The organism is Actinomyces oris, assembly GCF_006546825.1.
Taxonomy (GTDB): Bacteria; Actinomycetota; Actinomycetes; order Actinomycetales; family Actinomycetaceae; genus Actinomyces; species Actinomyces oris.
Map to the genome: position 1 here is coordinate 22,208 of NZ_VICC01000001.1, position 20,158 is coordinate 42,365.

At 71.2% G+C, this 20,158-nt stretch carries 14 protein-coding genes; 4 read left to right on the forward strand and 10 right to left on the reverse strand.

Annotation, left to right across the window (positions count from 1 at the left end):
• Positions 1-37: 37 nt before the first annotated feature.
• The 5 genes from FK267_RS00105 to FK267_RS00125 all read right to left on the reverse strand — a co-directional run bounded on the left by FK267_RS00105 (position 38) and on the right by FK267_RS00125 (position 10,672).
• Positions 38-1,438 (reverse strand): class C sortase, encoded by a 1,401-nt coding sequence (locus FK267_RS00105; RefSeq protein WP_075379071.1) that lies wholly within the window; start codon positions 1,436-1,438, stop codon positions 38-40.
• Positions 1,439-1,654: 216 nt separating this feature from the next.
• Positions 1,655-3,256, reverse strand: a complete 1,602-nt coding sequence (locus tag FK267_RS00110) for a SpaH/EbpB family LPXTG-anchored major pilin (RefSeq protein WP_141405756.1) — start codon at positions 3,254-3,256, stop codon at positions 1,655-1,657.
• Between the two features lie 89 nt (positions 3,257-3,345).
• Positions 3,346-7,524: a SpaA isopeptide-forming pilin-related protein gene (locus FK267_RS00115; RefSeq protein ID WP_232622450.1), complete on the reverse strand. Its 4,179-nt coding sequence runs from the start codon at positions 7,522-7,524 to the stop codon at positions 3,346-3,348.
• Positions 7,525-7,910: 386 nt separating this feature from the next.
• On the reverse strand, positions 7,911-9,575 hold the full coding sequence (locus tag FK267_RS00120; protein ID WP_141405758.1) for a DUF7059 domain-containing protein: 1,665 nt from the start codon (positions 9,573-9,575) through the stop codon (positions 7,911-7,913).
• Positions 9,576-9,661: 86 nt separating this feature from the next.
• The gene (locus tag FK267_RS00125) at positions 9,662-10,672 is read right to left on the reverse strand and encodes an MsnO8 family LLM class oxidoreductase (protein ID WP_141405759.1); all 1,011 of its coding nucleotides are present in this window, start codon (positions 10,670-10,672) and stop codon (positions 9,662-9,664) included.
• A 324-nt stretch (positions 10,673-10,996) separates the two neighbouring features.
• Between FK267_RS00125 and FK267_RS00130 the strand changes: the two genes are divergently transcribed.
• Both FK267_RS00130 and ahpD read left to right on the forward strand, forming a co-directional pair.
• Entirely contained in the window at positions 10,997-11,575 is a 579-nt protein-coding gene (locus FK267_RS00130; RefSeq protein ID WP_009747315.1) for a peroxiredoxin, read from the forward strand.
• Between the two features lie 56 nt (positions 11,576-11,631).
• A complete protein-coding gene (gene ahpD / locus FK267_RS00135) occupies positions 11,632-12,162 on the forward strand; it encodes an alkylhydroperoxidase, AhpD family (protein WP_141405760.1) in 531 nt (176 codons plus the stop codon).
• A 93-nt stretch (positions 12,163-12,255) separates the two neighbouring features.
• Here the strand turns inward: ahpD and FK267_RS00140 are convergent, their stop codons facing one another.
• The 4 genes from FK267_RS00140 to FK267_RS00155 form a co-directional block, all read right to left on the reverse strand.
• Positions 12,256-12,768 carry a PH domain-containing protein gene (locus FK267_RS00140; RefSeq protein ID WP_141406226.1) on the reverse strand — a complete coding sequence of 171 codons (513 nt, stop codon included), beginning with the start codon at positions 12,766-12,768 and terminating at the stop codon, positions 12,256-12,258.
• Between the two features lie 83 nt (positions 12,769-12,851).
• Positions 12,852-14,174, reverse strand: a complete 1,323-nt coding sequence (locus tag FK267_RS13510) for a type II secretion system F family protein (RefSeq protein WP_249039326.1) — start codon at positions 14,172-14,174, stop codon at positions 12,852-12,854.
• Positions 14,174-15,427, reverse strand: coding sequence for a TadA family conjugal transfer-associated ATPase (locus FK267_RS00150; RefSeq protein WP_141405761.1), 1,254 nt, complete (start codon positions 15,425-15,427; stop codon positions 14,174-14,176). Before FK267_RS00150 ends, FK267_RS13510 begins: the two co-directional genes overlap by 1 nt.
• Positions 15,415-16,629 carry a cellulose synthase operon protein YhjQ/BcsQ gene (locus tag FK267_RS00155; RefSeq protein WP_139018994.1) on the reverse strand — a complete coding sequence of 405 codons (1,215 nt, stop codon included), beginning with the start codon at positions 16,627-16,629 and terminating at the stop codon, positions 15,415-15,417. The genes FK267_RS00150 and FK267_RS00155 overlap by 13 nt, the downstream gene beginning before the upstream one ends.
• Positions 16,630-16,993: 364 nt before the next feature.
• Here FK267_RS00155 and FK267_RS00160 point away from each other — a divergent pair, with 364 nt between their 5' ends.
• On the forward strand, positions 16,994-17,923 hold the full coding sequence (locus tag FK267_RS00160; protein ID WP_075373906.1) for an HAD family hydrolase: 930 nt from the start codon (positions 16,994-16,996) through the stop codon (positions 17,921-17,923).
• A 54-nt stretch (positions 17,924-17,977) separates the two neighbouring features.
• Here FK267_RS00160 and FK267_RS00165 read toward each other — a convergent pair whose 3' ends face one another.
• Entirely contained in the window at positions 17,978-18,955 is a 978-nt protein-coding gene (locus tag FK267_RS00165) for a Fic family protein (protein WP_428839582.1), read from the reverse strand.
• A 193-nt stretch (positions 18,956-19,148) separates the two neighbouring features.
• On the opposite strand from FK267_RS00165, the gene FK267_RS00170 reads away from it, so the two are divergent.
• On the forward strand, positions 19,149-20,087 hold the full coding sequence (locus FK267_RS00170) for a hypothetical protein (protein WP_232622452.1): 939 nt from the start codon (positions 19,149-19,151) through the stop codon (positions 20,085-20,087).
• Positions 20,088-20,158: the final 71 nt, after the last annotated feature.

The following is a 20,158-nucleotide window of genomic DNA, read 5'->3' on the forward strand; positions in this document are numbered from 1 at the left end:
CAATAGGAAGTCAGCAGCGATTCCTGTGCGGGACTGCTCACGACTCACGTGCCTTCAGGTCGCTGAAGGGGTCCTCCCCCTGGCCGCCTGCCGCCGGGGTGATCGGCCCGTAGGGGGAGGCCGTCCTGGGGGCCGACTGCTCGACGGGAGCGGCCTGCGGGTCCTGGGAGACGTCACTTCCGGCACTCTGCCCCGCCGCACCTGATGGGCTGATGACCTCGAGCTCGCTGGTGTCATCGGTGAACTGCGCATCGGCCACGGCTGCCCCGGCGGCCCCGGCGGAGCCGACGACGTCCTGCAGGGGGCGTCCGGGCCAGCGCTCGCGCGCGCCGTCGTCGGGTAAGTCATCACCGCGGCCCTCACTGAGGGCATCACTGCGAACGTCACCGCGACCTGCCTCGCGGGCGGCTGAGCCCTTGACGGCTCGCCCAGCGGCACCCCGGGAGCGGCGACGGCGCGTCCACCACAGGCGCACGAGGATTCCGACGACGACGGCCAGGATGATGACGACGGCCACGATGATGGCCTTCATCCAGGTCTGCATGGGGGCGGGCAGGGCCTTGGCCTCCTCGGCCGCGGCGGCCGTGGGGTCCATGGGGACGCGCTCGCCGGTGACCAGGAGGCGGTGGGAGTTGACGCCGTAGGGCGTGCAGGTGATGAGGGTGACCAGGTCGCGTCCGGGGACCTTGCGCAGGGAGTCGGTCTCCTCGGGCTTGACGACGGTGATGTCGTTGACCTCGTACTTGAGGGTCTGCCCCAAGGAGGAGACGTAGAAGACGTCGCCCTTCTTGAGCTGGTTGAGGTTGTCGAACATGGTCGCGGTGGACAGCCCGGTGTGACCGGTGAGGACCGAGTGGGTGGAGGGGCCGCCGATCGGCAGGCTCGTGCCGAACAGGTGCCCGACTCCCTCCGTCAGGGTGCGGCTGTCGGTGCCGTGGTAGATGGGCAGGCTCACGTGGATGGAGGGGATGACGATCCGGGCCATGACCGGGTCGATGTCCATCTCGTGGAGGTAGGCCTGGTACTGGGGGGTGTCGGGGCGCTGCGACTCGAGCCAGGGGTCGAGGATCGGCGCGCTCTCCAGGTTGTTGTTGTAGGTCTCGGCGGAGGCGCGCTCCTTGGCGATGGTCTCCGGGCCGGCCGAGTTCACCGTGGCGGTGTACATCTTGGCCAGGCGCTGCTGCTCGTCGTTGTTGTGCTGGGTCGCCATGACCGGGTACAGGAGGACGGCGACGCCGACGAGGACCAGGACCAGCGGCAGCCAGGTCAGGAAGCGCTCACGCAGGACCTTGCGGCGGGCCGCCTTCTTCGGGTCGGTCTCCGGCGAGGCGGGGCCGTCGGGGCCGGGCTGCGTGTCCGCGCCGTCGGGCTCCCCCTGGGCCTGGCTCATGCGGGACTGGGAGATGCGGTCACGAAGTGATGGGAGTAGCGCTGTCACGGAGAACCGTGCCTTCCTGCGTCGGGTTGTCTGCGGAGCTCGCTGCGAGAGATGGGTGGGGATCGGTTGTGGCTTTAACGATTGGCAGGGAGGATCCCTGCGACGCCCTTGTGGGGGAGACGGGTTCTCCCGCCTCCCCCACAAGGAAGCAGTCAGCGTGATGACGGCCGGCTGGGGCCGGTCACCTCAGTGGCTGCCAGTGGCTGCCAGGGGCTGTCAGTGCTTGGCAACGTGACGGCGCTTGTTGGCGTAGGCGACCACCGCACCACCGGCCACCAGCAGGGCGCCGGCGACGGTCAGGAAGATGACGCCGTTGGCACCGGTCAGCGGCAGGCGGAAGCCGGCGTTCTTCGGGACGTCGGTGACGGTCACCTCGGTCGCGGCCTTCTTCTCGGCCTTCTCAGCCAGGACCCGGAAGGGGAGCGGGTCGGCCTGGAGGTTGTAGCCCTCGGGGGCCTTGGTCTCCACGAGGCAGTAGTAGTCCTCGTCGGTCAGCTGGTCCTTCTTCGCGCCGTTGACGTAGTCGTTGGCGCGCAGGTAGTTGATCTCCACGGTGCCCTGGCCGGCGGTGGTGAAGGTCTTCTCCCCACCGATGGTCAGCGGGTCGACGGTCTGGGTGCTGGGGTCGGAGTCACGCAGCGTGGCACCGCTGGCGGTCTTGGTGCACTCGTAGACCTGGAACTGGGCGCCGTTGTACTTGGTCTTGTCGGCCAGGTCGTCCGTACCGGTCTTGGTGAGAACCACCTTGCCGTACTTGGAAAGCACGGGGGTGGTGGGGATGCCGGGGATGTCCGTGGTGGTGCCGGGGTTGTTCGGGTCCCAGGTGAAGTTGGGGCTGTCGTTGGGGATGAGGCCCGCGGTGTTGGACAGGTCGCCCTCGAGGTTGACGGCGGCGTCGAACTTTGCGGTCAGGGTCACCTCGATCTTGGTGTCACCGTTGCCGTTGTAGCGCGCCTCGGAGGCCTTGCGGCGGCCCTCCTCGGTGAGCTGGATGGTGGCCCAGTTGTGGTCCTTGCCCTCGGCGGTGATGAGGTTGTAGTCGGTGCCGTTCGCCAGGGTCGTCTCGTTCTGCCCGACGATCTTGACGACCGGAGTCAGGGCGTCCTTGTTGATGCGCTTGTCAAGGCGGTCAACGACCTCGTAGCGCTTGATGCGTGCACCGCCGGGGTAGTCCACCTTCGGGATGGAGGTGGTGATGGTGTAGGTGATGTCGCGCCCGGAGCCGGGGGCCGGCTTGTCCGTCACCTGCTTGTCCACACCGGAGAGGGTGTTCTTGGGGTAGACGTGGACGTTGTAGTTCCACTTGGCGGTGTCCTGCGGGTTGGTCATCGGCAGGGTGACGACGAAGTCCTCGGCCGGGATGACCTTGTCGGGGGTGCGCGTCTCACTGACGAGGTAGGCACCGACCTCGGTCTGGGCGTCGGTGAAGGAGGCCAGACCGTTGGCACCGGTGGTGATCTTCTGGACGGTGTTGCTCTTGAGGGCACCGGCCTTGACCACGTCACCCTTGAGGTCCGCGAGGGTCTTCCAGCCGTCGTAGGTCGTCAGGTCCACGTTCAGCTTGGTGATGGTGAACTCGACGTCGGAGACAGGCTTGCACTCGGCCTGGGGGTCCTCGTTGCCGGTCCCCTCCTTGACGCCGTTGGTGTCGGTCTGCTCGCACTTGTGGACGGTCAGCGTGGTGGCTGCGTCGGGGTCGATGGTGGAGCCGTTCGGGTCAGCGGGTGCCGCCGCGCCGGTCGGGGCGACGAGCGCGCCGGCGGCGAGCGTCATCGCAGCGGCGAGGCCGAGGCCCCGGCGCGTGTTGAGGGAGTGCATTGCTGTTCTCTCCTGTGTTGTTGGGATGAATGAGGGATAGAAGGGGTGACCCGCGCGCGACGGAGCGGAGTCGTGGGTTCTTCTCGCGATCAGGCTGAGCGCCCGAACGAGGAAGTCTTTCGTTGACGCAGTGCCAGCAGGCCGGCGCCGGTGATGGCCGCGATTCCGACGGCGATGTTCATGCCGATTCCGCGTCCACCGGACAGTGGCAGGGTGCCGATCTGGAGATCTCGGACGGTGATCGTGTCGTCGGACTTGCTGGCCCCGCTGCGCGAGACCGTCAGGGCCGAGCCGCCGGGAGTGGCGGTGATGAGCTCGATGCCCGTGTCGGTCACCTTGAAGCGGGCCGGCTTGGCCATGAGCTGGTGCCCGGCGGGAGCCTTGGTCTCCACCAGCCAGTACTCGCGGTTGATGGCCAGTCCCGTGGTGGTGAAGGTTCCGGTTCCCTTGCCGCCGGTGAAGGTGACGCCGTCGGTCAGGGGCTTGGCACCCGGGGTGGAGGGGTCCATCGGGTAGAGGTCGAAGGCCGCGTCATCCAGGGGGCCCTGGCTGCCGGTCTTGACGATCGACAGGATGCGCTTGCCGGCATTGGGCGAGACGTTGGCGCAGGCCACGTCGTGGTCGGGCCGGGTGTCGGAGTCCTTGCCGGCCTGAGGAACGACCTTGTTGTAGAGGCCGTGGCCGGGAACGAGGCGCCCCTTGTCCGTGGTGCAGGACAGCAGCTCATCGCGGTATCCGGTGACCGACGGGTCGATCTTCACTGTGAAGGTGACGGTGTAGCGGATCGTCAGGCCCGAGTAGAGGGTCTCGTTGTCGGACAGGCGGTAGGAGCCGTCGGCCTGGGCGTTGACCGTCCGGGTCGGTCCCATCTCGCGCTGCACCTTGACCAGGGTCGGGTTGAGCCCGGGGGCGAAGGAGGGCTTGTCGTTGATCGGTCCGGTGGACACCGACAGCGATCCCTCGTTGACCACGCTCACGGTGTAGACGACGTCGAAGGTCGAGCCGTTGCCCGGCTGGGTGGTGACCTCCTTGGAGAACTTCAGCTTGCCGTCGGTGGACAGGCAGCCGTGGTTGTTCCCCTCGCCGTCGGTGTCGCCTTCCATGGCGATGGTGTTGACCAGGCCGGAGGGCTTGCCGTCGGCGCGCTGGTGACCGCACTGGAAGTCGGACTCGTTGTAGCCCGGGGTGTTCTCGCGAACGGTGAAGGTCATCTGCATCGTGAAGGTACGGCTGCCACCGTCGGCCCCGGCCCGGGGAGCGGCGGCGAGGCTCTCGCCGGTACCGCCCTTGATGAGGGTGATCGAGCCGTTGAGGGTTCCGTTGGCAGGGTTGATGGCGGGCAGGGTGACGCCCTGGGCGTCGACTCCCTTCTCCAGGACCTTGATCCGGCTCAGGCGGGTGCCGGTGGGCATCTGCGGGGTGTCGGTGAGGTCGGCGGCCACCGGGCTGGCGACCAGCGAGGTGTTGGTGACCGTCACCGTGTAGCTGGAGGTGAAGGTGCCATCGCCGTTGCGGACCACGTCGAGCGGGGTCTTGGAGGCCTTGAACTGGGGGTTGGCGGGCAGGGTGCCGCAGGCCGCGGCCTCCTTGGGCTGCCCGTCGCCCTTCGTGGTCACCGAGGCCTTGTTGTAGATGGCCTTGCCCTGACCGACGGCGCCCGGGGTGCAGGTTCCCTGGATGCCGGGCAGTCCGGCGTCGGGTCCGGAGACGTTGAGCACCACCGTGTAGGTGTGCTTCTGGCCTGCGGGCAGGGAGATGCCGGTCTTGACGTAGGGCACTCCGGCCTGAGGCGTCTCGGTGCCGTTGATGGCGCTACCGGAGATGCTGACCTTGTGGACGGTGACCCCGGTGGGGACCTGCCAGGCGTCGTTGAGGTCGTAGGTGAGGCCCGCCTTGGCGGAGGGGTTGGTCACCGTGATGGTGTAGGTCTGGTCGAAGGTGGTGCGACCGTTGACCTTCTCGGTGCTCTTGGTGACCTTGCTGAAGGTCTTGTCGATACCGGCGTGCGGGACGACGGAGTTGACGACCTTGATCCGCACGGCTCCCTGCGTGGAGTCGGGCACGGTGAAGGTGACACCGCCGGCGTTGCCGTTGGTCGGGGCCACGGCGGTGGAGGCGAGCTCCCTCTCCTGGTTGCCGGGGTTGGTGACCACCTTGAAGGCGGCCGGGTCCTTCCAGCTGACGCTTCCGCCGGCGGGGGTTCCGGGCTGCTTGAGTCCCCTGGCGTCACGAGCATCCTCGGTGACGGTGCAGGTGGCGCCCACGCGCTGGGCGGGCAGGTTCGCGGCATTGCCCTGGGCGTCCACCGTGATCTTGCCAGTGGAGGTGCCCTTGCCGTCGGGGCCCGGGGTGCAGGTGTAGCTCAGGGAGTAGGAGCCAGCCGTGGCGGCGTCGGAGGCGCCCTCAACGCTCTTGACCGCGCTGACGGGGGTCTGCTGGGGCTTCTGGTGCACGACGCAGGTGACGTTCTTACCCTCGCCCAGCACGAACTTGTTGTCCGCGCTGACGGGCACGTTGCTGCCGTCGTCGTTGGTGCAGACCCAGGGGCCGTTCTGAGAGTAGCCCTCGGGGCCGTTGCCCGCGGACAGGCCGTAGGTGCCGCCGGCGGTGTAGACCTTGCTGACAGCCGACGAGCCGCTGGCACCGGTGATGGTCTTCTGCCCGAAGAGCCCATCGGTGGCGGGCTTGGCGGTCAAGGTCCACTGCTCGGGCCTGGCGCTGCCGCCGTCGACGATGTTGACGAGGGTGACGCGCCCGCGGCCGACGACGTACTCGTTGTGCCAGACGCACTTGACGGCGACCTCGTCCTGGCGCTCGGCCAGCTGGGTCTCATCGAGGCGGATGGTGCGCTGCTCGAGGTTCACGGAGTCGGACTTGTCCAGGCGGGTGGTTCCGTCACGGCGCAGCAGCGGGGCGCTGCCGTTCCCCACCGTGCAGCTGACGTCGCGCAGGAACCAGCCGGTGGTCCACACATCTCCGGTTGTCCGGTCGACGGCGGCCTGCGGGGTGGTGCCGGCCTCCTGCACCGTGGCGGCGTCGTTGGGGGCCAGCAGGGTGTAGTCCTTGGGGTCGACGTCCTCAGCGTTCCAGGTGGGGGTCAGGGACTTGGGGGTCCCCCAGTTCTTGGCGCCGAAGGTTCCTTCCGGTGAGGCGTTGACGTAGTTGAAGGTGGGGATCGTCAACGATCCCTGAACCGATGAGTCCGCCTTGACGTCCTTGGCGAAGGTCACCGGACGCTCCTGCTCGATGGAGCCGTAGAGGCAGCCGTAGGAGACGGCTCGCTCACGGGTGACGAAGCGCTCCTCCAGCTCGGAGGTCTCTGCCTTCTCCAGGTCAGGTCGGCACTCCTGGTTGTTTCCGTTGTTGACGAATCCCCACAGCTTGAGCTTGTACTTGATACCGGTGTTGGGGTCCGTCCAGGAGGTGTCGGAGCGGTCGGACATGATGTCGAGGATGTCGTCGGCGCAGCTGTGTCCGATCTTGTCGGTGAAGTCCTGGGTCATGGAGCCGTTGAACCGGACCAGGGAGCCGTTCTTGTACATGTAGGTGTAGGTGGACCCGTCGTAACGGCCAACCCTCCCGTTCCGGTCGTAGGCGTACTGCGTCCTGACCGCCTGATTCTCAGTGCCGTAGTCACCGATGATGAGCTTGCCGTTCGAGTCGAGCTTCCCGGTGCAGACGTTCGTGGTGTCGAACTCACTCCACGGGAAGTCGGCCTGAATCGTCTGGGCGGTGTTGATGTTGAAGCTGCCGTAGTAGGTGGTGCCCTTCCCCTGGGAGGGGTTGGTCGTGGAGTAGTTGTCGGAGTAGATCGGGCTGTTGACGTGGCGCATCCGTCCCACGAGGAAGACGTTTCCGGCCTTGACGCTCGTGGTGTTGGAGGGCTGGAAACCCAGCGAGGTCTGCACATCCCCCGGCTCACCTTGGTAGGAGGTGGGGCAGGGGCCTTCATCAGTCTGGCGCCCATAACCGACCGCCGCGTACTGATTGGAGCTGCCGCGAACATAGTCAGTCCAGTAGGCGTTGGCTCCCGGCGAGTAGCGAGTGCAGGCACGCAAGTAGGCCCACTGCCACGGGTAGTAGTTCTGGCCGACTCCGTTCACCGTGTCGTACACGGGATTAACAGTGTCAATGGTGCGCACATAGGAGATCTGCACCGAGGTGTCCCCCAGGGGAATGGTGAGGTCACTGGTGGAGGCGTCCGCGGGAGGCGCCGTCCACGGGAGCGACACCATGGTCACCAGGACGACCGCAAGAGAACCGACCACTGCAAAGAATCTGCGCAGTAGTCCTTCACGCCCGCACTGCGGGCGACGTGATGACTGGGACATGCCGATGGATTCCGATCATGAGGGATGGGTGCGCGGGGAGCGCACGACAAATGTGACTGCCGAGGAATGTAGGTCATCCGACCTCTTCCTCAACACCTCAGAATCGGCTCACGGGGCAACGATCGCGCATCATTGCACGCCGCAGACACTTTCCCTTGGAATGTCGCCGCACAGGAAGGGTTTCAGTTGTATCTCATTGATGACGAGGACGTCACGACAATAGAGGAAAGACAACAACAAACCCGCGACTATCTCAGAAAGGAATCATACCCACCGGACGTTCGCCGTCATTTGTTTCCCTCAAATCCCCATTCTGTCTGTCGTCACTTTCCTGGACGCAGGAATCCTGTGGTCAGGAGATGACGGGTCGCCTCAACCATCTCCGCGCGCAGCGCGAGAGCGTCGGCCGCATTCAGCTCACTGAGGGCGGCGACCGCGGAGGCGACCTGCCCGACGCTCAGCTCGCCGTCGGCCACCCCGGCCAGGGCGGCCACCGCCGTGGAGGCCTGCAGAGTGCGCCCCAGCCCTCCGCCCTGACGTAGCAGGATGACCGTGGGCTCGGCGGCACCCGGAATGAGGTGACGCTCCTCAGTGACATCGGGGGCCAGGAGCGGGCAGAGGTCGGCGACGGCGTCGTCGTCGAGGCCGGCGAGGCGCTCGCGCACCTCCAGCACCTCAGCGATGTGCGGCCCCAGGACCCCCTGTCCGGAGGTGGCCACCTCCTCCAGGAGGCGCCAGGGCTCGCGGGGGCGGCGGGGACGGTGGACGATGAGGTAGCCGAAGCCGACGCCCCGCACGTCGCGGGCCTCGAAGTCGTCGATCCACGCCTCCAGGGCGGCGTCGAAGGCCTCCGGGTCGCGCTCGGGGGTCAGGCCACCGTCGCGCAGCCACATGGTGGCGTACTCCACCGGGTCCTGGAGCTCGCGCTCAAGGATCCAGGCGTCAAGTTCCTCGGGGAGCCAGGCGGCCACGGCGTCGCGCCACGAGCCGGCGCCACGGTGCTCCCAGTTGCCGAGCATGACGGCGGTGGCGCCGGGCTCGAGGTGCTCGGCGAGCCCGGCGACGAGCGCCGGCAGGATGGGGCCGCCGGCGTCGCGGTACTCCATGAGGGGCAGGCCGGCCTCGCGTACCGCCGGCGGGGTGAGGACGAAGGGCGGGTTGGAGGCGATGAGGTCGAAGCGGCGACCGACCACCGGCTCCAGGAGGGAGCCGCGCAGGAGCTCCAGGCTGCCGGAGCCCGAAGCGGGGCCGGGCTTGACGTCGGCCTCGGAGGCAGCACTAGGGGCGGAGCCGGTGACGCTCACGCCGGCCAGGGCCGCGTTGAAGGCGGTGAAAGCGAGGGCGCGCGCGGAGATGTCGGTGGCCACCACGTGCTCGGCGTGACGCAACAGGTAGAGGGTCTGGATGCCGCAGCCGCAACCCAGGTCCAGGGCGGTGCGCACGGGCGTGCGTGGGGTCAGGCCCGCCAAGGTGAGGCCGGCGCCGCCGACGCCCAGGACGTGATCGGGGGCCAGGGCCCGGCCGGTGACGAGCTCGCCCAGGTCGGAGGCCACCCACCAGCGGACCTCACCGGCGTCGTCGACGGCCTCGTGGGGGCGCAGGTCGACCAGGGCACGGACGTATCCGGCCCCGTCGGGCTCGCCGACCAGGCCGACGGCGGCGGCGCCCGCCGCCGTTGTGCGGGGCAGGGCGGCGTCGAGGGCGGTGGCGGGGACCGGCTCACCGAGCATGAACAGGGCGGTCAGGACGGCCACGGGTGAAGGGACGGCCCCGGCGGCCAGGGCGGCGCGCACGGCTCGCAGGGCGGGCAGGCGGATCTCGCGGCGCAGGGCGGCGTCGGCGACCTCGCCCAGGAGGGCGGCCACCGCCTCCACTCCCCAGCCGGAGTCGGCCAGGTCCGCCCGCAGGCTCGCCGCCTGCTCGGGCGTGGCCGCCGGGGGCGGGAAGGAGGAGGACTCTGAGGCGGACCGGGCGCTCGCGGGGCTCATGGAACCGACCGTAACGCGGGGCGCCACTCATCTTTGGCGCCCCGCCGCGCGGGAGGGCGCCGGGGTGCCCAGGGCTCCCCGCCGGCTCACAGGAGGCGGGCGGCGAGCTCGGCGTACTGGCGGGTCTTGACCTCGACGTCGTCGATGTAGCTGATGAGCATGACCTCCTCGGTGCCGTGGTTCTCGGCGAAGGAGGACAGGGCCTGGGCGACCTCGTCGTAGGTGCCCACGATGATGGCGGTGTCGCGCTCGAGGTAGCGCTCGACCTCGGCGCGGTAGGCGGCATCGAGAGTGGCCGGGTCACGGAAGCGCATGGGGCGGCCGGTGCGCAGGCTGAAGCGGGCGTCGGCGGCCACGAGGGCCTGCTCACGGGCCTCCTCGCGGGTGGCGGCGGCGCTGACGCACAGGGCGGAGAGGGTCTGGCCCCCGTGGATGGCGCCGCGGCCGGACCCCTCGGGGAGGTGGGCGCGGTAGTGGTTCATGATCTCGACCTGCTGGCGGCCGGTGAAGAACTGGGCGTAGGCGTAGTTGAGGTCGTGGACGCCGGCCCAGGCGGCCGACTGGCCCGAGGAGCCCAGGAGCCAGACCTCCGGCATCTGGGCCGGGAGGGGGTGGACCTCGACGGAGGCGTAGGGGTGGGTGGCGGGAAGCTCGTCGCGCAGGAGGGCGACCGTCTCCTCGATGAGGGTGTTGATGGCGTCGGGGTCGATGACGCGGCCCTGGTTGAGAGCTGCGGCCGCGCGCATGTCCCCGCCGGGGGCGCGGCCCAGGCCCATGTCGACGCGACCGGGGTGGAGGGCGGCCAAGGTGGCGAAGCGCTCGGCCATCTGGAGCGAGCCGTAGTGCATGGCCATGACGCCGCCCGAGCCCACCCGGATACGGTTGGTGGCGTCCAGGATGTGCATCATGAGCAGGTCGGGCGCTGAGGACAGGAAGGAGCCGGTGCTGTGGTGCTCGGCCAGCCAGAGGCGGTGGTAGCCGGACTCCTCCAGGCCGCGTCCCAGGTGGACGAGGTCCTCCAGGGTGCGGCGAACGTCCCCGCCCTCGAAGAGAGGGACCTGCTCGAGGACGCTGATCCGGCTGAGACGAGGACTCATGGCTTCTCCTGACCTGGTTGCGCGGGCGTGCGGCGACAGTGTGACAACACCGCCGGGCGGCGATTCATTCCGACGGGGAGCACTGTCTGGTGGAGGCACTCAGCCGCCGGGCTCCGACAGCCGGGATCGGACGGCGTCACCACAGCGTCACCAGATAAGGTATACCTTCTTAAAAATAGGACACGGCTTAGTTGCACCTATGACCCTGTCCCCTTACGGTTGGACCGACGGAGGCGCCCCGCACCGGCCCCACCCGGGGCCGGCACGGGCCGGCGCAGACCCGCACCAACTCGCACCGCGATTCGCATCTTTCAGGAGGCACCCATGGCCGTTCTCACCATCGGAGACCAGTTCCCCGCCTACGAGCTCACCGCCGTCGTTCCCGGCAACCTCAAGGAGGTTGAGGCCAGCAAGCCCGAGGACTACTTCACCACCGTCTCCTCGCAGGTCCCCGCCGGCACCTGGCGCGTCGTCTTCTTCTGGCCCAAGGACTTCACCTTCGTGTGCCCCACCGAGATCGCCGCCTTCGGCGACCTCTACCAGGACTTCAAGGACCGCGACTGCGAGGTCGTGGGTGTCTCCGTGGACAACGAGTACACCCACTACGCCTGGCGCCGCAGCCACGACAAGCTCCAGGACCTGCCCTTCCCCATGGCCAGCGACCTCAACCGCGAGCTCACCGAGGCCCTGGGCATCAAGCGCGCCACCGGTGAGGCCGACCGCGCCACCTTCATCATCGACCCCCACAACGTCATCCAGTCGGTCTCCGTGACCGCCGACTCCGTGGGCCGCAACACCGAGGAGATCCTGCGCCAGCTCGACGCCCTCCAGTCCGACGAGCTGTGCGCCTGCAACTGGCAGGCCGGCGCCGCCACCATCGACGCCCTGGGCCAGATGGGCTGACGGGCCCCGCCCCAGCCCCTGACCTCGCCATCTCCACGACGACGAAACGAGAACACATGAGCATCGACAACCTGCGCTCCGCCCTGCCCGAGTGGGCCAAGGACCTCTCCCTGAACCTGTCCACCCTGTCCCGCTCCTCCTCGCTGACCGAGCAGCAGCAGTGGGGCACCTTCGTGGCCGCGGCCGCCGCGACCCGCAACGAGTCCGTCCTGGTCCAGGTCATGGAGGACGCCCGCACCCACCTGTCCGAGGAGGCCATCAGCGCCGCCCTGGGCGCCGCCTCCATCATGGCGATGAACAACGTCGCCTACCGCACGCGCCACTTCCTGGGCTCGGCCTACGAGAACGAGCGCATGGGCCTGCGCATGAACATCATCAGCACCTCCGGCGGTGTGGACAAGGTCGACTTCGAGCTGTGGAGCCTGGCCGTGTCCACCATCAACGGCTGCGAGAAGTGCGTGACCGCCCACGAGGCCACGGTGCGCGGCGAGGGCCTGAGCACCGAGCAGGTCTGGGAGGCCGTGCGCATCGCCGCCACCCTGACCGGCGTGGCCCAGGCGGTCGGCGTCGTCGAGACCCTCGACTGACCCGATCACCACGATCACGACGGCGGCCGCCGGCTCCCTCTCTGGGGGACCGGCGGCCGCCGTCTTCTCTACGTATCGACGCCTCCGCGCCGCTCAGCTGCGGGGGTCGGCGTCGATGGCGCCCTGGGTGTCGTCGAAGATCAGGTTGGAGATCTCCACCTGGACCGTCTCGACGTGGGGGACGTCGTGCAGGAGGAGCGGGTCATCGGCGGAGGTCTGCAGGGCCAGCGTGCCGCAGCCGAAGAAACGGTCGGAGACGTCCTTGTCCATCTGGATGTCGGAGATCCGGGTCAGGGGCAGGTCGTGGCCGACGCGGCTGACGATGCCGGAGCGGGTGATGATGCGCTTGGTGGTGATGGTGTACGTGCGCATGTACCACTGCAGCCACGGCAGGAGCAGCAGGGGGACGCTCACGACGAGGATCACCACCCAGATCGCCACGATGCCCCAGGGCTGCCAGCTGGTGGGGGCCATGACCGAGGCGACGACGCCGACCACGAGCAGGAGGATCTCGACGACGAACCGCCACAGGAGGACCTTGATGTGGGTGTGCATGTGCCGCACCACGACCTCGTCGCGGCTCAGCAGCTTCTTCGACAGTGCCATGCCCCCATCGTGCCAGGCCGCCGGGGGTTCGCGCACCCACGAGGGCAGGAGTACCCGCTTGAGCATGCCTCGGGCGGGCGTCGTCACCCACTGAGCATGCTCATACCGACCGAGGCGACGACTGGCGCGATCCCCAGGATGACGAAGGCTGGCAGGTGGCAGGCGCCCAGCGGCAGGACCAGGCGCACCGCCAGGCGCTCGGCGGCCTCCTCGTCACGGGCGTGCCGCCCCGCGCGCAGGCTCGCCGCCGTCGCCGCCAGGAGGGCGGCCGGTGAGGCCCCGTCCTCCCAGCCGGGGCGCAGGCAGGACTCCAGGCGGGAGCGCCGTGCCCTCCACTGCTCGTCCTCGGGCGCCTGCCAGGCCTCCTCCCACGGGGCGCCCAGCAGCAGGGCCCGCCCCACGACGCCGGCCCCCTCCTCCTCCAGGGCCGCACCTAAGGCAGTGAGCACCCCGGGCACCGAGGCCCCGGCGCTCAGGGCCGCGGCGGCCAGATCCAGGACCAGGGCCTCATCGACGACATCGCCCTCCTCGGTCGCGGCCCGTATGAGCCGCCTGGTCACCAGGTGCCCCACGACCATGAGCCCGATGCCCAGCGCCCCCACGGCGCTACCGACGCCGCCGTCGAGCAGCAGGGAGGCAGGGTCGGCGCCCACGAGCACCCCCAGCCCCAGTCCGACCACGGGCAGGCAGGCCAGGAGACGGGCGGTGCTGCGGGGGCCGGCCAGGGCGGCCCGGCGGGAGGCCTCGGCGCGACCGGACTCAGCGACCCCGCCGGCCACGGTCTGGAGGATGTCGGCCAGCGGCGCCCCCAGGGCGGTCGACAGGCGGCAGGAGGCGACAGCGCCCGGCACCCCGGCGGCGGTGGCCCGCCTCTGCCGGGCCCGCCGGCCGCGCGGGGGCGGGTGCCAGCGCAGGCGCCCCTTGCTCCATCGGGGCAGCCACGAGTCGTGCTGAAGGTCCGCGAGCGCGCGCAGCACGGGCGGGACGCCGTCCTCGTCGGGCTCGGCGCCCTCGGTGAGGCCGGCACGCCCGCAGGCGCGCGTCCAGGCCCGCTGCGGGGTCGCGCCGGCGCGCAGGAGGCTGGCGACCTCGGTGAGCAGCAGCCCGAGGTCCGGTTCTGGTGCCCCGGTGCGTCGGGAGTGCAGCGCGTCGAGCGCCGCCTGCCGCATCGTCGGGCGTGCCTGGGCCGCGGGGGTGCCCGTGGTCCAGCCGCGGGGCAGGTCGCGGCGGGCCGGCAGCAGGAGCACGGCGGCGGCCAGGGCGACCAGGACCGCCGCGATCCAGGCGCCCGGCACCGGGCCTCCCGCCGTCCCACCCACCAGCCCGGCCAGGCGGGCTGCCGGGGGTGGGATCGCGGCCGTGCCCGTCACGCCAACCAAGTCCACTCCACTGGTCGCGTCAGTCATCACGGCCTCCTCTCCCCCGCCCCGGGCAGTGCGTCAAGGCCGGTGCGGGCGAAGGCCTGCGGGCCGATCCGCTCCCGCAACGCAGATACGGCCGGGCCGGGCCTGAGGCGGCCGTCGCCCGTCACGTGCAGGGCCTCCTCGCAGATGAGGACCGCTCCGGCCGGGCTCGCCTCACGCCGCAGCACGCCGATGGAGCCGACATAGCGGCGCGCCCCGGTGGTGCCGGCCTGCCGGCGCAGGTGGACGACGGCGTCGAGGGCGCTGGCCGCCTGGGCGGCGACAGCCGCCTCGTCGAGTCCCGCGAGGGCCCCCAGGGCGGTCAGGCGGGCAGGGACGTCGGCGGGCGAGTTGGCGTGGAGGGTGGCCCAGCCGCCCTCGTGGCCGGTGTTGAGAGCGGTGAGGACATCGCGCACCTCGGGGCCGCGGCACTCTCCCAGCACGATCCGATCGGGCCGCATGCGCAGGGCGGTACGCACCAGGGAGGTCATGGCGACCGCCCCGACGCCCTGGACGTTGGCGCCGCGCTCCTGAAGGTGGACGACGTGGGGGTGGAGGGGGCGCAGCTCACTGGCCTCCTCGATACACACGATGCGCTCGGTGGCCGGGACGAGTGAGAGCAGGGCGGCCAGGAGGGTGGTCTTGCCGGTACCGGTGGCGCCGGTGACCAGGCAGCTGGCGCGGCCGGCCACCAGGGCGGCCAGGACCTCGTCCAGGCCGGGGGCGATCGTGCCGGCGGCGGTGAGCTCGTCCAAGGTGAAGCCGCGGCGGCGCTTGGTGCGCAGACTGATGAGAGTGCCATCGGCGCTCAGGGGCGGCAGCACCGCGTTGAGTCGGGTGCCGTCGGGCAGGGTGGCGTCGACGACGGGGCAGGCGTCGTCGAGGCGCTTATGCGCGGAGGCGGCCATGCGCACGGCCAGGGCCCGCACCTCGGGCTCATCCATGGCGGCTGCGGGGACCGGTTCGAGGCCGCGCCCCCGGTCGATCCAGGTGCGCCCGTCGCTGACGAGGACGTCGGTGACGCCCTCGGTCTCGATGAGGGGCTGGAGGATCGGCCCGGCGCCGTCGACGTCGGCGCGCACCCTCTGGCCCAGGCGCGCCATCCCCACCTGTCCGGTGGCGGGGGCGGCGGCATCGTTGAGGGCCTCCTCCAGACCCACGCCGCGAGCCAGGGCGCTGCGGACACGGGCGAGCTCGGGGCCGTCTGCCCCACCCCCGCCGGAGGCACCTGGCTGACCGGGACTTACCGGGACCATGACTGCCTCCTGGACTGATCGCCTGACTGATTCACTGACTGGCTCGTTGGCCGGCTCGCCGACTGATTCGCCAACTGGTTCGTTGTGCGGGTCTCCGACGCTGCGGCGTCGGCGAGCCGGGGCAGCAGCTCGCGGGCCAGGGCGCTCGCGGCGCGCCGGAGGGCCGAGCGGGACCGCACCGGGTCCTCCCCGAGGGCCAGCCGCTTGGCCAGGACCCGGTCGGTGGGCACCTGCCCCAGGACCGGGCAGCCGGTGATGAGCTCGAGGTCCTCGGCGAGGACGTCCTCACCCACCTGGCGCGCCACGAGCCAGACCGGCACCCCAGCAGCGGCGTCGGCGGCCGCGGCGGCTTCAGCATCGGCGGCCACGACAGCGGCGGGCGCCGTGCCCCGCAGTCGCGAGGCGATGCTCTCGGCGGCGACGGCCGAGCGCAGGTCGAGCCCGGTGACGATAAGGACCCCGGCGCCCGGCGGCGGGGACGCCCCGCGGGGCAGGTCCACCAGCACGACGTCGTGCTCGGCCCGCATGGCCTCCAGGACCGCCGCCGCGCACGGCAGGGGGCCTCCGCGCACATCCCCGGTGAGGACCGGCATGGCGTGCCACACGGGCAGTGCCCCGACGAGGTGGCCGGGCCGGAAGGCCGACTCCTCTGCCGGCAGGTCCGCCCAGCGCAGCCCGGTCAGGACGCTCTGCCCGCACAGGAGGTCCAGGCCGCCGGTGGGGTCGAGGTCCATCATCGCCACCCGTCTGCCCGCGCGGCCCAGCGCCCACGCCAGGTGCAGCAACAGGACGCTGGCCCCCTGGCCCCCGCGGGCGCCGGTGACGGCCAGGACCTGGGCAGGGCGCCCCGAGCGCGCCGCCCCCGGGATCCTTCCCCTCTCCCCCGGCTGTGCCTCAGCACCGGACTGCGCAGGCTCACCGGCGGAGGGCCTCAGGGGAGGGAAGGAGACGTCTCGGCCGTCCCACACCGGCCTGCGCCCCGTCGCCGGTCTGACCCGCGCCACCTGCCTCGCCCTGGCTCCTTCCGTGGCCTCCGACGTCGGGTCCTTCTCCTCCGGCTCTGGAGCCGCCGCGCCCCCGGACGCCGCCACTGCCGGGATGGTCAGCGTCTCCTCCGGCTGCGCCGATGTCCCAGGCAGCTGTGGCTGCCCCGGCTGCCATGCGCCGTCCCCTGCGGGAACGGGCGTCTGCCTCACAGGCATCTCCACCGGCATCGCCCTCTCCTTTCGGCTCCCTCACTGTCTCCCCGGTCCTGCCCACGGCCGGCCGTTGCCACAGCCGCCTCCCGGCTCCCCGGCCGGTAGCCCGCACGAGCGGTACGGCGGTACTGCGGCGCCGCCGGCGGCTCTCCACCAGGGTGCGGGCCCGTCCGCGGCTGCGCCCAGCGACGTCGTCGGCCCTGTGGAGACGAGGCGCAGAAACGCACCTGTGGCCCCGCGCCCACCGCGTCCCACCGCGCCTCACCGTGGCCCGGGGCCGCCCAGCGCGGCAGCCTCGGCGACGACGCAGGCAACCGAGGGGCTCACACGCCTGACACCGGAGCTCCCCTCGTGATGAGATGGGTCCATGAGCGCGCAGGACCGCGCAAGCGCCCCCTCCCGACTGCCGGCGACGTCACCAGTGACGGCACCGACCGCCCCACCGGCTGCGCCGGAGCTCCCGCCTGCCGGGCCGGCCCCCACCGGGCACCGTGCGGCGGCCTACTTCGACCTGGACAAGACGATCCTGGCGACGTCGTCGACCTGGGCGCTGGGGACCCCGATGCGGCGCAGCGGTCTCATCTCCTCCCGCGCCCTGGCCTACGGGCTTATCGCCCAGATCCCCTACCTCCTGGTGGGCGCCGGCACCCAGCGCTCCAGCAGCCTCATGGAGCATCTGGCCCTCATGTCGGCCGGCATCAGCCGCCGGGACCTGGTGGAGGTCGTCGAGGGCGCCCTGACCACGGCGATCGAGCCGGCCGTCTACGCCGAGGCCCTCGACCTCATTGAGGGCCACCGCCGGGCCGGGCACGATGTCGTGGTGGTCTCGGCCTCCATCTCCGAGATGGTCGCCCCCATCGCCCGCCTCGTCGGGGCCGACCGGGCTGTGGCCACCCACATGGAGGTCGGTGAGGACGGTCTGTTCACCGGGCGCATCTCCCGCTCCATGCTGCACTCGGAGAAGGTGGTGGCGCTGCACGAGGACGCCGCCGCCCACGGTATCGATCCGGCCCGGTGCTGGGCCTACTCCGACTCCATCTCCGATGAGCCGATGCTCAGCGCCGTCGGCCATCCGGTCGCCGTCAACCCCGACCGGGACCTGCGGCGCCTGGCGCAGGAGCGGGACTGGCCGGTGCGCGACTTCGCCCGCCCGGTGCGGCTACGGCCGCGCTGGGAGCCACCGAGCCTGTCGACCCGGGCCTCGGTCATCGCCCACGTGGCCGGCGTGCTGGCTGTCGGGGGCACCGCTGCCTGGCTCATGGCCCGACGCCGCCCGCGCGGCGCCCGCGGCCTTTGAGTCCTCCGGCCGGGCTCAAGCAGGGGTGAGCTTGGCTCACCTGGGCGGCCCGACTCACCCGGCCCGCCAGGTGCCGGCCTGCACCGCCCGGCACAGGCGCTGGGCCTCCTGAACGCCCGCGAGCACCGCCTCGGCCTGCCACACCACCCAGGCCACCACCCCGTCCATGGTGCCCGAAGCGTAGGCCCCGGCGGCCTCGGCGTAGGCCGCCGGCACCCGACCGGGGTAGAGGTCGGTGACGGCCGTACCGGTCGGCTCAAGCCCATCACGTACCAGGAGGTGACGCACCAACAACCGCCCCACCGCGGCGTTCCCGGCGGCGAAGGGGCGGGCGGCCAGCATCTCGGCGTGCACGATGGCCGCCCGCACCAGCGCCGGCGCCTGCGGCGCCTCGATGAGATCGACCAGCCCCGCCAGCCTCGCCGCCAGCTCCTCGCCCTGCGGCGCGCCCCCCGGACCGCCCTCCCGGGCGGGCGCCTGCCCGGCGCGCGGCACACCGACCTCCCCCAGGCCCACCCGGCCGCCGGCCGCCAGGGGGCCGACGATGTCGCGGTGCAGCGCCGCCAGCAGCGAGCGCGCCGGGGGCACCACCGGCCGTCCCCGGCCCACCAGGTCCGGCATCCAGCCGACCAGGCGGGTCCCGGCGCGCCACAGCCCGGCCACGGCGTCCAGGCCCGCGTCTCCGGTGACGGCCTGGGTGAGGGAGCCGGCGACCACCTGCTCGCGCAGGACCTCGGCGGAGACCACCGCGCCCTCGACGCCGCCCGAGGCGATGGCGCCCCGGATCGCGGCCTCGGCGCGGGCCTCGCGCCACCGGCGTCGCAGGGCCTCGTTCCAGCGCAGCTCGGAGCAGGCCTCACGCACCGCGGCCTCGGCGGCGCGCACTCGCTCATCGGCGGCCACGGCCCTGAGCGCCTCCAGCGCCGGATCCTCGGGCGAGGGGGCGCCGTCGGTGGCCGCCCCGGCCCGCGCACCTGCGCCGACCCCACCAATATTCAACCCGTCGGTCGGCATGCCGGCTCGACCCGTCACGCCCCGCGCCACGGGCCTCCTGGGTCCCCTGGGTCCCCTGGGCTCCGACGAACCGATCCCCACAGACATTCGCACCACGCCCCCACTGTGGCACACCACGGTCATCGCCGGCCACAGACGCCCTCAGGCGCCCCCTGGCCCCGTATCCCGAGGAAACCAGCACGAGGCGAGCGCACCCCCTAGACTCGATCAGGTGAGTGACTCCCCCTCCCATGACGCACCGGGCTCCGGCCCGCCGCCCGCGACCCCTGGCGCATCGGGTCGGCCACCACGCAGTCGCCGCCCCGACTACGTGCTCACCGCCGTCGTCGGAGTCCTCTTCTCCCTGGGTGCCTCCGCCCTGCTGGGCCTGGCCGCCGACCAGACCTCGATCCTGCGCACCGGCCTGCTGCTCGGCGCCCTCCTCATGCTGTCCGCCGCCGCCGCCGTGCTGTTCGCCAGCCGCTCCTCGCTGGGCGCGCTCGTCACCGGACTGACCGCACTGACCGCCCAGTCGATGGTCTTCCTGGCCCCCATTCACGCGGCCTCCTTGACTGAGCCCTGGCTGCAGCGGCTCGTCAGCACCGGTTTCATGCTCACCCTGGCGGGCCTGTGGCTGGGTGGCTCCTGGGGGATGCGCCAGGCCCGCCGCGCCGGCCAGGCCCAGGGGCACGCCGCCTTCCGCCTCACCGAGGCCGACCGGACCGTGGGCTCCACTCCGACGCCGCCGCCCTCGCGCCGCCGCGACCACCTCCTGTCCCTGCCCTGGGTCATCACCGGGCTGGCACTGGCGGCCTTTCTGCTGCCCCGTACCTACCTGCGGGCAGTCGCCCCCGGTGTCCAGACCGGGCCGCTGCTGATCGCAGCCGTCCTCGTCTCCCTCCTGGCCCTGGCCGCGGCCGGCGCCTCGACGGCCCGCTCCACCCTCGGCGCGCGCGTCATCGGCCCGGTTCTCGTGCTTGCGGCGGTGCCCACGCTCAGTAACGGTATGATCCCTGGCGGCCACCTGGTCTCCAGGCTCCTGCCGCACGGCCCGAACGCCGTCGTGCTCACTGCCATCGGCATCGAGCTCATGGCGATCGGCTGGGGAGCACATGTGGCTCGCCGGCAGGGCCGTGCCAACGCGCTGGCCAGGCTGCGTTCCGGCGTCTGAGGGGCCCATGCCCGAATTCGTGTCCTGGAGATGACCGGCCCCATCCGGCATCCCCCTCCTACTACCGTGTG